At 38.0% G+C, this 13,287-nt stretch carries 13 protein-coding genes; 9 read left to right on the forward strand and 4 right to left on the reverse strand.

All coding sequences use genetic code 11. The features are described 5' to 3' along the window. Positions 1–69: 69 nt before the first annotated feature. Together IW16_RS02920 and IW16_RS02925 are read right to left on the reverse strand one after the other, a co-directional pair. On the reverse strand, positions 70–1,530 hold the full coding sequence (locus IW16_RS02920; protein ID WP_034739510.1) for a RagB/SusD family nutrient uptake outer membrane protein: 1,461 nt from the start codon (positions 1,528–1,530) through the stop codon (positions 70–72). A 9-nt stretch (positions 1,531–1,539) separates the two neighbouring features. After that, entirely contained in the window at positions 1,540–4,494 is a 2,955-nt protein-coding gene (locus IW16_RS02925; RefSeq protein WP_034739511.1) for a SusC/RagA family TonB-linked outer membrane protein, read from the reverse strand. Positions 4,495–5,229: 735 nt separating this feature from the next. On the opposite strand from IW16_RS02925, the gene IW16_RS02930 reads away from it, so the two are divergent. The 6 genes from IW16_RS02930 (at position 5,230) to IW16_RS02955 (ending at position 10,072) form a co-directional block, all read left to right on the forward strand. Beyond that, positions 5,230–5,793, forward strand: a complete 564-nt coding sequence (locus IW16_RS02930; protein WP_131327830.1) for a hypothetical protein — start codon at positions 5,230–5,232, stop codon at positions 5,791–5,793. An 11-nt stretch (positions 5,794–5,804) separates the two neighbouring features. Further along, positions 5,805–6,449, forward strand: coding sequence for a hypothetical protein (locus IW16_RS02935; RefSeq protein WP_034739513.1), 645 nt, complete (start codon positions 5,805–5,807; stop codon positions 6,447–6,449). A 14-nt stretch (positions 6,450–6,463) separates the two neighbouring features. Beyond that, positions 6,464–7,234, forward strand: coding sequence for a sensor histidine kinase (locus tag IW16_RS02940; protein WP_034739516.1), 771 nt, complete (start codon positions 6,464–6,466; stop codon positions 7,232–7,234). Next, a complete protein-coding gene (locus tag IW16_RS02945) occupies positions 7,231–7,875 on the forward strand; it encodes a response regulator transcription factor (RefSeq protein WP_034739518.1) in 645 nt (214 codons plus the stop codon). Before IW16_RS02940 ends, IW16_RS02945 begins: the two co-directional genes overlap by 4 nt. 274 nt (positions 7,876–8,149) lie before the next feature. Then, the gene (locus IW16_RS02950; RefSeq protein WP_034739521.1) at positions 8,150–8,995 is read left to right on the forward strand and encodes a caspase family protein; all 846 of its coding nucleotides are present in this window, start codon (positions 8,150–8,152) and stop codon (positions 8,993–8,995) included. A 66-nt stretch (positions 8,996–9,061) separates the two neighbouring features. Beyond that, a complete protein-coding gene (locus IW16_RS02955) occupies positions 9,062–10,072 on the forward strand; it encodes a trypsin-like serine peptidase (RefSeq protein ID WP_034739523.1) in 1,011 nt (336 codons plus the stop codon). Positions 10,073–10,281: 209 nt separating this feature from the next. Here the strand turns inward: IW16_RS02955 and IW16_RS02960 are convergent, their stop codons facing one another. Both IW16_RS02960 and IW16_RS02965 read right to left on the reverse strand, forming a co-directional pair. Beyond that, positions 10,282–10,803: a hypothetical protein gene (locus IW16_RS02960; RefSeq protein ID WP_034739526.1), complete on the reverse strand. Its 522-nt coding sequence runs from the start codon at positions 10,801–10,803 to the stop codon at positions 10,282–10,284. A 220-nt stretch (positions 10,804–11,023) separates the two neighbouring features. After that, complete coding sequence (locus tag IW16_RS02965; RefSeq protein WP_034739527.1) at positions 11,024–11,485, reverse strand: hypothetical protein; 462 nt, start codon at positions 11,483–11,485, stop codon at positions 11,024–11,026. A 232-nt stretch (positions 11,486–11,717) separates the two neighbouring features. On the opposite strand from IW16_RS02965, the gene IW16_RS02970 reads away from it, so the two are divergent. The 3 genes from IW16_RS02970 to IW16_RS02980 are packed head-to-tail and all read left to right on the forward strand — an operon-like array spanning position 11,718 to position 13,285. Continuing rightward, positions 11,718–12,227 (forward strand): hypothetical protein, encoded by a 510-nt coding sequence (locus IW16_RS02970; protein ID WP_034739529.1) that lies wholly within the window; start codon positions 11,718–11,720, stop codon positions 12,225–12,227. Next, positions 12,224–12,571: a tRNA-binding protein gene (locus IW16_RS02975; RefSeq protein WP_034739531.1), complete on the forward strand. Its 348-nt coding sequence runs from the start codon at positions 12,224–12,226 to the stop codon at positions 12,569–12,571. The genes IW16_RS02970 and IW16_RS02975 overlap by 4 nt, the downstream gene beginning before the upstream one ends. A gap of 12 nt (positions 12,572–12,583) precedes the next feature. Then, on the forward strand, positions 12,584–13,285 hold the full coding sequence (locus tag IW16_RS02980; protein ID WP_034739533.1) for a 3'-5' exonuclease: 702 nt from the start codon (positions 12,584–12,586) through the stop codon (positions 13,283–13,285). Positions 13,286–13,287: the final 2 nt, after the last annotated feature.

The raw sequence follows: 13,287 nt of genomic DNA on the forward strand, positions 1-13,287 counted from the left end.
CCGGAGCAGACAGGCAACTCCGGTTTTATATTGATCAATCCAATCTAAATTGATCTAGGTATAATTCTATTAATTCTGTATGATCTGCGGATTGTTATTGATCTCCTTGTTTGGGATTTGAAAGATGAACTTATCCGTCGTAAGATTCAGCCTTCCGAAAGTATGATTGGTTCCCGGATATATTCTTTCCAGAGGAGTTCCCAATCTCTTCATATCAAACCACGCATAGCCTTCACCCCAGAGCTCAATTCTTTTCTGAAGGATAATTTCACTGATCAGCTCATTTCCTGTTTTGGCGGATAAAGTATAAGCACTGTTTCTTTTGGAAGTAATTTCATATAAAACCTGTCTGGCTTCAGCTTCTCTTCCCTGTCTCGCAAGTGCTTCCGCTTCTATATAGTACAATGAGGAAGCTCTGATGTAGATGTAATCTCCGTCAAAAAGAGTCGGATCTTTAAATTTCCAGTTCACGTAAGCAGGATAGTTTTTCTTCTTTCCGTTAAAGGTATAAGCAGCAGGCTGACTTCCGTTGAACACTTTTTTTCTGTAATCAGTATCTGCTATTGATTCATACAGACGTTTATCAATCAGCTTATAGATTTTGGCCGCCCCTGCATATCCTTCGTTTGTATTATCAAACATAGAGAAGAATGAAGCATAATAGTTCCCGATACTCATCGTTGATACTGTGTTGTGGAAGCCCCATAACACTTCCGGATTATTGATATTGGAAAATCCGGTTGTGGTATAGTCATTCTCAGTCATCAATGCAATTCCCTGCTTCCCTTCATTGGCATACTTTCCAGCTTTATCGTAATCACCTGTTTCAAGGTATATTTCAGCAGCGATTGCCTTAGCTGTTCGTTGATCAATCTGCGCTCTCGATGGTCGTGCATAGCTATCCAGAAGGACTATTGATTCTTCTATATCTTTGGTAATCTGCTGATAAACATCTGATACCGATGATCTCGAAAGCCCCAGGCTCTGATTACTGGTTGTAAGCACTAATGGCAATCCCGGAGCCGTTTTATTGTCCTTGTAGCTTTTGGCATAAAAACGAACCAAATAAAAATAGGAATACGCTCTCAAAGCAAGTAACTGCCCTTTGATGGCTGTGTTATTTGTTTTTGTATCATTTTTTAAATCATCAAGAAGCTTGTTGATCACAAATATCCTGGCATAAAAAGTTGTCCATACAAATTCTGCTGCCGAATTACTGGCATTGGTTGCTTCATAGTTGTAAAACATACCCAAATGCTGATTGGTGGCCTGTATCACATCATTGGACATCAGATCGGATCCTCCTTTTATGGCCATGATCCCAAAATCTGAGTGTGCCGTTGAACCTCCGGCACCATTGCTGCGCAGATCAAGGTAAATTCCACCTAGAATTTTTTCAGGTTTTGACTGGTCGTTAGCCAGTTGGTCTCCGGATATATCTCCTTCCGGCAGGGTATTTAAATCATTGGCACAACTGCCGGCAATCATACTTATTGATAAAGCAGCTATAAAATATTTTATTGTTTTCATCTGTTCTTTTTAAAAGTTGAATTTAAATCCTAGAGAAACACTGGATAACAGCGAGTATTTGTACGGATCAGACACCCCCGTTAATGAAGCTCGGGGATCATATCCTTTTCTCTTGGACCATAAGTAAAGATTGTTTCCTGTGACATACACTTTCAGCCCTGATAATCCGGCCTGCTGGGCAAAACCATCCGGCAGCTGATAAGACAGGGTAACATCCTGAAGGCTTATATAATCTGACTTGATCAGATAAAGCGTAGAATGTCCATTCTGATTGGTGGAGGTAAGATCTACCCTTGGCAATTCTGCATTTGGGTTTTCCGGTGTCCAGGTTTTACTTAAATCAGTTGAATAATTGGAAGCATAGGTATCTGAATGGAATAAAGATCTGTAGATATCATCATACCCATATCCTCCAAACTGGTAGGCAAAGTTCACCGCAAGGCTGATCCCTTTATACGTGAAATCTGTCCCGAACCCACCATATACCTTCGGAATCGCTGATTTTCCGGTATTGTAATCCGTTGCTTCCTTATAATTAGCTGTAATAGTGGTTTCCTCCTTTTGCGTATCTGGATTGACCGCGGTTCTGTACCATTGTGCATCTCCGTTTTCAGGATTTACTCCTGCAAATTTTTTCAGATAGTAGGTATATCGGTCGCCTCCCTCGGACAGAATAAACAAACCACTCACAAGACCTGTACTTCTTTGCTCGGCAGGCAGCCTGGTAATTTCGTTTTTATAATGGGTTGCATTTCCATACACATTCCACTTGAACTGGTCTGCACGGAGAATCTCTACATTCAGATTAGCCTGAACTCCTTTATTGATCATATCTCCGATATTCCCATATTTTACAAACGAACCGGCGTTGGATGGAGGTAATGGCAGTGCATAGATCATATCTGATACTTTTCTTTCAAAGTAATCTGCATTCAGGTTGATTCTGTTTTGGAAAAGTGCAATTTCGAAACCTGCATTCAGGTTTTTGGAAGTTTCCCATTTCAGGTCTTTATTTCCCTGTTTTTTTAGAGAGAGAACTGGTTTGTCATCTCCAAAATTGTTGATTCCATAGATATCCTGATACGCATAATAGTCTCTTGTAGAGCCATCCAACAGAATATTGTCATTTCCCTGCTGACCGTAAGAAGCTTTTAACCTCAAGGAATTAATGACCGTGTTGTCTTTAAGGAAGTCTTCCTTAGCTACATTCCAGGCCACTCCTAAACCATAAAAATTCCCCCATCTACTCTCCGGAGAAAATACAGAGGAGCCATCTCTCCGGATATTGGCATTAAAGAAATATTTACCGTCGTAGTTATAGAGCAACCTTGTGAAATACCCTTCTACAGCATATTCATAGCCATTTCCTGACAGATCTGTTATTCTCACCGCATTATCAAATGATAAAGAATTGGGGAGTAAAAGCTGCTGCTTGGAGCCGGAAAAACCATCGTTTTTTATCTTGTTCAGTTCATGTCCGGCCAGAATATTGAAGCTGTGGTTACCCAATTTCTTTTGATAAGTCAGCAATTGCTGATGGTTTAAAGTATATTTAAAAATGGACCCCATATTAAGATTCCCTCCAACAGACGAAGAAGTACCTCCCAAAGTATTTCCGAACTGGAGATTTTTTGTATTTTCCAGATAGCCTCCGAAATTATAGGTGAAGTCCAGGCCCTTTATGATTTCATAGTTCAAACCCAGGTTTATATTCGTTATATTATTGACGGTCTGAGATTTATCATATTGAAGATTACCAACCGGATTTTCGAAAACAGCATAAGATCTTGTGGCTCCGTTTGGCCCCTGTCCATCACCATAATCGTACAATATCTGTCCTGTAGTATCATAAAGAAGCTGGAAATTATCATCCCTCAGAAAAACAGGATAAAAAGGTGCTATATTTCTGGCAAACTGAAAAGGATTTGAAAATCCGCCCGATTCTCCAAAATCCTGCTTGCTGTAGGTGTAGGACACACTGCTGGTTAGTTTCAATTTTGGAGTAATCGCATAATCCAGATTTGATCTTATTCCAAATCTTTCAAATCCTGAGGCTATAAGATACCCCTCATCATCAAGATAATTCAATGATGTATACGATTTTACCTGATCACTGTTAGCTGTGATTCCAACACTGGCTTCTCTTCTAAATCCGGGTTTAAAAAGCAGCTTTTTCCAGTTATCTTGATACAAAAGTTTAGCTTCCGGATTAAATACTCCATCCTGCCCGATCATTTTGGCAAAAGGTACGCTGTAAGCATTATATCCCAACTTATTCAGGGCTGTAATTCCGACATCGTGAGGGCTCGTTCCGGAAGATACTGCTCCCGGCTGTTTTAATCTTGCCACTTCACCAATTCTTGCACGGTTATAATATGCTGTATAATAATCCTGTGGCGAAGAATACACCGAATAATCCTGAATAGATCTGAAGTTAACTCCTGTTTTCACATCTGCCTCTATATGCAGACCTTTAGATTTACCTCTTTTGGTATTTACGATAATAACCCCGTTAGCTCCTCTTGAACCATACAAAGCATTGGAAGAAGCATCCTCCAGAAAAGAAATACTTTCGATATCCGTTCCGGGAATGCTGTTAAGGTTTCCGTTATAAGGAATGCCGTCCAATACGATCAGCGGGTCGCTTGATGCATTGATGGAGCCTATCCCTCTCATTCTTATCGTGGGCTGTGAGCCGGGCTGCCCGGAAGATATTACCTGTACTCCGGCAACCTTACCTCCAATCCCCTGAAGTATATTTCCATTTTGAAGATTGGCCAGGTCTTTTGTTTTCAGAGACTGTACAGATCCTGTTATTTCTTCTTTTTTCTGCTTCCCAAAAGCTACAACCACCACTTCCTGTATGGAATGCTCTTTGGAAAGACTGTCCTTTTTCTGTGCAAAGCCAAATTCTGCAAATAAAATCATGGCCAATGCACCAATTTTACATTGTTTTCTCCTCATTATACTAATTTTTGTTTTAAAATTGAATTGTGTATTACCGTGATTCCTCCAGTTAAGACATAAAAATCCCCTCCTCCCTTGTCAGGGAGATTATCAGACAGAAAATTTCGAAACAGTCAGGATGGCTATCTGCCTTAAAAAGAATTTGAACTTATTTTAATTTAATTCCTACAGTAATTTTTTTGTTGTCAGAAGTTTATGCATGCATCATCATTTTGCACATCGGAAAGTCAAAACACAGGTTGCGAACCATAAGATCGTGTTGTGAAAGGCAGCCCTCTGCGCAACAGATTTTCTGGGCAGGGATAGCAGCCATAGGGATGCATAAGTAAGAATTGAATGAATTTTTATTCATGAGAATAAATTTTAACTTTTTTTAACTGTGTCAAAAGTATTTAATTATTCACGAATCCAATCATATGGTCACATGAGATAAATCATATAAGTCCACTAAATTAGTAGACTATTAAAAATACCTGAATTTTTTGTGAATTAAACGGTCATGTATTACTCAAAAAAGCAACGAAAAGTTATTTAACTTCTCCAAAACTGTACCGCTATATCCATCATATCCTTTCTAAAGGTGCATTGCATAAGCATTGTGTTCGGTTCATATATCTTACTGAAAGTCAAAACAAATGTTGTAAATTTATTACACGTAAAAACAGTGTTTTCCCCCTTTCGCAGAGTTGAGCAGTTATCTAATTTTGTTTTATAAAATTAAAAACCATAAAAATGAAAACTACTATCCTGTTTAAAAATCTAAGACCGCTCTTTGCGGTACTTATTTTAAGTTTTTGCATGTTAAGCTGCACCCGCTGCTCTGAACCCCCTAAAGAACCTGTAAGTGACAGTTATAAAAAGAAACTGATCAGCTACCGTGAAGGCCGGGTACTTTATGATGAATATTCAAGAACCAACAATGCAATTCTTACAAAATACAGAAACGGAGAACCTGATTCACGTTGGTACTGGTTTTCTGTAGAAGACATGGAGGGATATCTTCACTATGTAAAAGAAACAGCCAGAAAGCAGAAACTGAAAAACCCGGGAATCAGAATTTATATGGGAAAATACCCGATGAATCATCCTAAAGGTAAAATGGCAAAACCAGAATATGCAGGCTATCAGACAATATTTATAGTCCCAACTGCCCAAAACCGAAAAAGCGAAAGCACAACCACAATATCCAGAACCGTAACCTCAACCGATGAGAATAAAAATGTAACGGAAATGGAAGTTCTGAATATGACCAATCTGGCACCTCCCCCAAAAGTGTCGACCGTAGAGAACCCATAAAAGATAAAGCCATGAACTGGAATATAGAAATCGGGAAACAGATATCCATGGTGGTATCCGTCACGGTAATGGCTCTAATGACGGTCAAATACAAAAAAATAGGGCGAGAGAATTTGTTCTTTATTGTTGGATATATCCTGCTTTCACTGATCGATATTTTTTGCTATTTCTATTTCAACGCTACCAACCGGTCTACTGAAACGTTTTATGTGATTGGCTTTTTAATGATTGCTTTTTTTCTGTATCTGCTGTATTATTTTCAATTACTCTACTGGCCGATTTTAAAAAAGATTCAGTGTGTTCTTTTAATCCTGTTCGTTATCAATATTCTGGTGATGTTTTATATAGAGGACGATTTGCTGCATCATTTTTCTTTTAATATGCTGTACGTTGATATTCTTCTGCTCATGTTTTCCATTATTTTATTTTTATATCAGACTTTTAATTCTGACAAAATACTGGAGCTGAACAATTATCTGCCTTTCTGGATCTCGGTTTCTCTGTTAATACTTTTTATCGGGAGTATTCCCATCCTGTATTTCAGGACGACAGTGTCACAGTCTATCTATTTTTTCATCTTATTTATGTTGAATCTTATCAGTAATGGAATACTCATGCTGGGATTAATTTGGAACAAACAGGAAAGACTTAGATAAAGCACCTTAGCATTATGGAAGAAAATAATTTAGTTATTACTTTTACCATTACTTTACTTATTGTTGTTCTCACAATGATCTTTATCTATGTGGTCTTTATCAAAAAGAAAACAACACTTCTGCTTGAGCAGAAAGAAAAAGATATGCGTTTTGAAAAAGAACTGGCTACTTCACAGGTGGAAATAAAGGAGCAGACCCTGAACTATATCGGACAGGAGCTGCATGATGATGTGGGGCAAAAACTATCGGTAGTCCGATTGCGGCAGAATCAACTTATTTCCAAGCTGAAAAACGCAGAAAAAGAAGAACTCAACGAACTCAGTGAACTGCTCGGCGAATGTATTCAGGATATCAGAAATTTATCCAAAACACTGATCACCGAGCAGATCATTCATTTCGGACTGACGGAATCTATAGAAAGAGAGGTCAAAAGGATTCAGAAATTAAAATTGTTAAAAATAGAATTCATTACCCAAAAACAGGATATTGATATCTCGCCCAAACATGGATTAATTCTCTTCCGGATTATTCAGGAAAGCATTAATAACATTTTAAAACATTCCAGGGCCAAAAATGTATCTATAAGGCTGGAAGATGATCAGAATACTTTACGGATCAACATTTCAGACAATGGTAAAGGATTTATTACCACCAAAATACAGGACGGTTCAGGACTTAAAAACATGGAACTGAGAGCTAAACTTATTCATGCCGAATTTTCTATACAGTCGGAACTTAATAAAGGAACGCAGACCTCAATAACCTATTACAAATACATGATATGAAAACGATTCCCATAGCCATAGTAGATGATCATACTTTAATGTCCAAAGCATTGGAAAATATGATCATGGAAAACCCTCAGTACAGCGTGATTATGAATCATCCCAACGGAGAAGATTTTATAGTCGCTATAGAAAAAGCTTCAGAATTACCCGCAGTAGTCCTGATGGACATCAATATGCCTTATAAAAACGGCATAGAAACTACAGAATGGCTGACTGAGCATCATCCCGATATTAAAGTAATCGCCCTCACCATGGAAGATGACGAAAAAGTGCTGATCAAAATGCTGAAGGCAGGAGCAAAAGGCTATCTTCTGAAAGACATGCAGCCATCCATTCTTTTTCAGGCCATTGACACAGTATTCGAAAAAGGTAGTTTTTATACCGATTTTGTCGCCCAGAAACTGTTAAAAGTAAAAACAGAAGACATTAAAACCGCTTCCCTGCTCTCTGAATTAAAAGAAAGGGAAAAAGAATTTATCAAGTGGGCATGCAGCGAACTTACCTATAAGGAAATAGCCGATAAAATGTTTCTGAGCCCGAAAACGATTGATGGCTACAGGGACTCTGTTTTCACCAAACTGGAAATAAAAAACAGGGTTGGCCTGGTACTTTTTGCACTAAAACATGACTTGTACTGATCTTCAATCATCATCGTCCGAAATCATTCATAACTCAATCATTGATCCGGTAGATTTTACAATCTATCGGATTTTTGTTTTCATACGATCCATTAAATCTTTCAAAAATTCCCCAGTTCTTAAATCAGAAAGGGTGTTTTACCTACCACATAATTAGTCTTTTACCTCTGTTTTGGCTGTCTTTAATAATGGAATTTTGTCCTGTCAAACTAAACCATGAAGGCCGAACCCGAAAAGCCGAAACAGAGTAGGGAAAATTTAAAAACTAATCGAAATGAAAAAAGCACTAGTAGTAGGAATCAATGACTATGCCCCCATCGGATCAGGAGGACCAGACTTAAACGGCTGTGTAAATGATGCCAGAGACATGGCCAACACACTCGTCATTTGTGGTTTTGCTCCGGCAAATATTAAAATTCTCACCAATCAGAATGCCAAAAGAAGCAATATATTAAATTACCTTAAAACACTGGTGAACAGCAGTGTAAAAGGAGATTCCCTGGTCTTCTATTATTCAGGACACGGAACAAGAGTGGCTAACATTGGAGCAGATCTGGAAATAGATGGTTTAGACGAAGCCATTTGCCCACATGATTATGCAAGTGCAGGAGTCATCCGTGATGATGATTTCAAAGCTGTACTCAGCAAGCTGAAAGCAGGGGTGAATCTGGAAGTTATTTTTGACTGCTGTCACTCCGGAACAGGAACAAGAAAATTGGATCTGGGACTTGATTTAGAACTTTCTTATGAAGCACCCCGCTTTATTCCGCCTATGCTCGAAGATGAATTCTATATGACCTACGCCAGCGAAATACAGTCCTCCAAAAGTTCAAAAAAGACTACAACAATGACCAAAGCTTTGGTTCCTGTTGTCGGAATGAATCATACATTATGGGCTGCATCCAAAGACAATCAGGTTTCCATGGAAGGAAATATGAGTGGCCAGATAAGGGGTTACTTCACTTATCATTTCTGTAAAATACTGCGGGCAACCAACGGTAATATCGTAAGAAAAACACTCGACAAACAAATCGCGATGGCATTGGCTGCCATGGGCGCTGCCCAAATCAACCAGACAGAAAGCATCACTACGGAGTTTTCTCAAAAAATATTTTCATAAAAATCACTGGCGGAATCCGAAAAGCCATCCAAAGAGTAGGAAAAACAGATTAAAAACCAAATCATCATGTCTAAAACTGAAACTAACAAACCTATGACGGCTGAAGAAGTATCAAGACTTAAAACCGTTAAAGCAAAATCAGCTGAAAAATTGGCGAACGCCGAAAAACTAACTAACCAGGGACCTGCCATGGAAACCATTGACGGACGGTCTTTCCCTAAAGGAATGAAATCAATCGGAATGCCTGCCAACGAAAAATCTGCAGAAGGTAAAGCAATCGAAACCGATCACTTCTATCCTACCCATTCAGATTTTGAATACCAGCCCAAATTAGAGGCTAAAAAAGACCGCAAACCAAAATTCATTGACAGAGAATCTTTCCTAACCACAGAAGGGGTAAAAACTATATTCGGTCCTGATCAGAGAAAAGTATATAATTCTACAGCATACCCATGGCGATGCGTTGGAAAAGTAGAAAGTGCATTAGGCTCAGGAAGCGGAGTGATGATAGGTCCGAGACACCTTCTTACCTGCGCTCATATCGTAGACTGGAAACCTAATAACAGTACAGGCTGGCTAAAATTTACACCAATGTATTATAACGGAAGTGCGCCGTATGGAAGTGCATGGGGAACTCTGACTTATTATAAATACAAAGTGGCGGGACCTACGATCGATTCAACAGAAATTCAATATGATTATGTGGTTATTGTCTTAGACAGACCTATCGGAAACAGCACAGGCTGGATGGGTGCGAAATCCTACACCGATGCATGGGACGGAAAACCTTATTGGACTCATGCGGGTTATCCGGGGGATTTAACGGGTGGACAGAGACCTACTTATCAAACAGACATTGCCTTAGACGGTGATTTCTGGAGTGCTGATGACAATGAAAGCATGAGCCATAAAGCAGATATCTGGCCGGGACAAAGCGGAGGTCCTTTCTGGGGATACTGGGATGGTGCTCCTTACGCTGTAGCTACCCAAAGCGCCCATAACCCGAGTGAAAACTTTGCGAGTGGCGGTTCAGATCTTGTCAACCTTGTTATAAAAGCACGAAACGAACATCCTTAACCAATTTTTTTTCTTTATCATGAAGGGCCCGGCTTTGTGTTGGGCTCTTTTATTAATCGTTTTTTGAGATTGAGTTTTATCTAACGTTTCGGGGTTTTGTGATGGACTGACATCAAAGAACTAATCTTCAATTTTGCACAAAAACTAACAACTACCGTTGAACGTTGCAGGTTCGCGACATTATTGAAAAGCCCTTGTTAGCGTTAGTTTTAGTCAATCTTGATATTGTTTTCTTGTTCAAAACAATCCACTTTGTCCATTATCTTGTTTGCTATCTCTTCTTTAGAAAATCTTGCAATATTTACAATTTCTTTAATCAAATTATAATAATTTACTGCCATAGCCATTTGTTCGAAAGCAAACTTTGTGGCATATAAATATCTGTCAATCCAATCTTCTGTGAATTGGTCTATACGATTTTCATCATATTTTTTCACTTTAATTTGATAATCATAGTTGCCAATAAATTCAATTTCTGTATCGTTTATTGTGTCTATTGATACTGTATTGTCCAAAAAATATTGTTTAATCTTTAAGCATTCGTTGTTTGCATCATTGGGGTTCTCCATCCATAAAATTAATGATACATTGATGTAGTCATATTGATTTTCTGCTGTATTTCGCAAAATATATTTATCTGCCTGTCTAAAAAATAGTAGAATATTTTGCCCACCAATTACATTAGCAGATTTTAAGTAGAATAATTTGTTAGAATCATTTAAAATTTTCATTTCGTAACCTTTTCAATATTAATTTGGTTTTTACAGATCGTTTTTTGAGATGTATTTGTTGTCTATCATACGTTTTGCAGCTACAAAAAGTTGACAATTTATGATTTATTTATTAGATAAATGTAACGATTAGGGCATTCCATTTCTAATCACTACATATAATTAAGCCATTTATTCTCTCGTCCATGTTATAGTACAATAACATGAGGTTCCTCATTACTCAGGTTGTACTTTTAGGCAATGCAATGATCTCAAGAAATCTCAACGCGTCTTCAATAATGTATGGCCTTATACTTTCTTTTGGTTTCCAACCATTATGAAGAAAATATCGAATTAGCTCGGCTATAACAGCCGGCCGATTCAAATTGATCTCATCAGTTTGCTGCTTATTAACTGGGTATGTTTTATTATTAGGTAAATGAGGTTTATACTTATACAACCAAATTACTCCATCATCGGGATAACCTACGCTCCATTTTTCTTTTTTTACATCTGATTTAAGAGTTAAATTATCCTCTTCTCTAAACGAAAGTTGAAGCGGAGATTTTTTATATCCTTCAAGATAAATCACAACCTTTTCAACGCATTTTGAGTATTCATAATTTGTTAAATGAAGATGCAACCTTTTCCATAAGTAAGTCTCATTATCTATTTTAATTTTCCGTAATATATTTTTTCTCATTAACTGTCTTTTTAAAATGCATTATGACTTTCAAATTTAGACATTGCGTCAATCTGATTTATATAACTTTCGTAAAGTTATTTATCCTACTAATATAAAAATTTACTTTGATCGTTTTTTGAGATTATCTGCTTCTTTTGTAATTATAGACAGAATAATCCTATCTAAAATTCTATTTTTAAGAAAGTAGCAGTCCAAATATTTTAATACATTTGTTTTAAACATATTCTGAATGAATTTCGAGCAGATCAATTTACACCTTGAAGCTTACAAAGAACACGACCAGATCCTGGATGCCGCTAAATTTTTAATCCATTCTTTTGAACTGGAACATGAAAACTTTGCCGGCTTTGGTTTTAGGGAAGAACTTTCGCCTAATTCTATGCTTTTAACGGCAGAAGGAGAATTGGGAGGACCTCAAAAAGTAATGATCCCTAGAAATTTATTTGATTTTGATCTGAACCTCGTCCTGAATATGGTTGCCCACGAAATGCTTCATGTACGGCAGAAAGCCCCGGGGCAGGTCGTTGAAGATAAAAACGAACGGGAATTCCAGGCGTACTATGAAATGCTTTTCCATAAAGTTTTTCCGCAGGTGCCGGAAGTTTCGGATTTTCACAAAAAATTCTTTGGAAACAAAGCGCTGGAATATTACAGAAGGATGGGCGAAGGATCAGAACTGCAAAACAAATATGCGGAAGGAAAAACAGAAATAGAACATTTAATCAATTCATTATCATGACCATAAAACCGGAAATATCCTGGACAGACTTTGAAAAAATAGATATAAGATGCGGAACAATAGTCTCCGTAAATGATTTTGAGAAGGCTAGAAATCCTTCTTATCAGCTGGAAATAGACTTCGGAGATCTTGGAATAAAAAAATCTTCTGCACAGATTACTTCCCTTTATACGAAAGAGGAACTGGTAGGAAAACAGATCATGGCAGTCGTTAATTTCCCAAGAAAGCAGATCGCTAATTTTTTCAGCGAATGTCTGGTATTGGGCGTTTATGGAGAAGACCAAAAAGACGTTACCCTTTTAGCACCATCACTTCCCGTAAAAAACGGAATGCAGGTCGGATAAAATACAACACATATGATACAACACATTCCATTAGAAAAAGTTTTATTTATTGATATTGAGACTGTTCCGGGATCAGGATCATGGGAAGAGCTCCCGGAAGCCGAACAGAAGCTTTGGGACAAGAAAACCAGATTTCAGAGAAAAGAAGAAGTGACCGCTGCAGAGTTTTATGAGCGTGCCGGTATTATGGCTGAGTTTGGAAAGATCATCTGCATCACCATTGGAATGGTCGAAAAAAATGATACCTTAAAAATTAAAAGTTTTTCAGGTCATGACGAGAAAAAGATGCTGCAGGAATTTGGAGAGATCTTCAACAGTCCCAGACTGAACAATGTTATATTGTGTGCTCACAACGGAAAAGAATTTGATTTCCCGTGGATTGCCAGACGTTTCCTGATTAATGGTATACAGCCTCCGGTTCCGTTTCAGATGTTTGGGAAAAAGCCCTGGGAAATCCCACATATTGACACCATGGAGCTTTGGAAATTCGGGGACTATAAAAGTTTTGTCTCTCTGGAGCTGCTGGCTCATGTCTTCGGAATTCCCACTCCGAAAGATGATATAGACGGTTCAATGGTTTCATCAATCTACTACATAGAAAAAGACTTGGAGCGAATAGTGACCTATTGTGAAAAAGATGTCTTAACTTTGGCAAATGTTTTCCGGCGTATGCGTCAGGAAGATTTGTTGAAAAGGAATATCAATCTAGATTAAAA

Source organism: Chryseobacterium vrystaatense (assembly GCF_000737765.1).
GTDB classification, from domain to species: domain Bacteria; phylum Bacteroidota; class Bacteroidia; order Flavobacteriales; family Weeksellaceae; genus Chryseobacterium; species Chryseobacterium vrystaatense.

What these genes read in the sequence shown, in the direction of transcription:
- IW16_RS02935 (WP_034739513.1), top strand. Translation starts at nt 5,805, where the DNA reads ATGAACTGGAATATAGAAATCGGGAAACAGATATCCATGGTGGTATCC.
- IW16_RS02970 (WP_034739529.1), top strand. Translation starts at nt 11,718, where the DNA reads ATGAATTTCGAGCAGATCAATTTACACCTTGAAGCTTACAAAGAACAC.
- IW16_RS02920 (WP_034739510.1), bottom strand. Translation starts at nt 1,530, where the DNA reads ATGAAAACAATAAAATATTTTATAGCTGCTTTATCAATAAGTATGATT.
- IW16_RS02960 (WP_034739526.1), bottom strand. Translation starts at nt 10,803, where the DNA reads ATGAAAATTTTAAATGATTCTAACAAATTATTCTACTTAAAATCTGCT.
- IW16_RS02980 (WP_034739533.1), top strand. Translation starts at nt 12,584, where the DNA reads ATGATACAACACATTCCATTAGAAAAAGTTTTATTTATTGATATTGAG.
- IW16_RS02950 (WP_034739521.1), top strand. Translation starts at nt 8,150, where the DNA reads ATGAAAAAAGCACTAGTAGTAGGAATCAATGACTATGCCCCCATCGGA.
- IW16_RS02965 (WP_034739527.1), bottom strand. Translation starts at nt 11,485, where the DNA reads ATGAGAAAAAATATATTACGGAAAATTAAAATAGATAATGAGACTTAC.
- IW16_RS02945 (WP_034739518.1), top strand. Translation starts at nt 7,231, where the DNA reads ATGAAAACGATTCCCATAGCCATAGTAGATGATCATACTTTAATGTCC.
- IW16_RS02930 (WP_131327830.1), top strand. Translation starts at nt 5,230, where the DNA reads ATGAAAACTACTATCCTGTTTAAAAATCTAAGACCGCTCTTTGCGGTA.
- IW16_RS02955 (WP_034739523.1), top strand. Translation starts at nt 9,062, where the DNA reads ATGTCTAAAACTGAAACTAACAAACCTATGACGGCTGAAGAAGTATCA.
- IW16_RS02975 (WP_034739531.1), top strand. Translation starts at nt 12,224, where the DNA reads ATGACCATAAAACCGGAAATATCCTGGACAGACTTTGAAAAAATAGAT.
- IW16_RS02925 (WP_034739511.1), bottom strand. Translation starts at nt 4,494, where the DNA reads ATGAGGAGAAAACAATGTAAAATTGGTGCATTGGCCATGATTTTATTT.
- IW16_RS02940 (WP_034739516.1), top strand. Translation starts at nt 6,464, where the DNA reads ATGGAAGAAAATAATTTAGTTATTACTTTTACCATTACTTTACTTATT.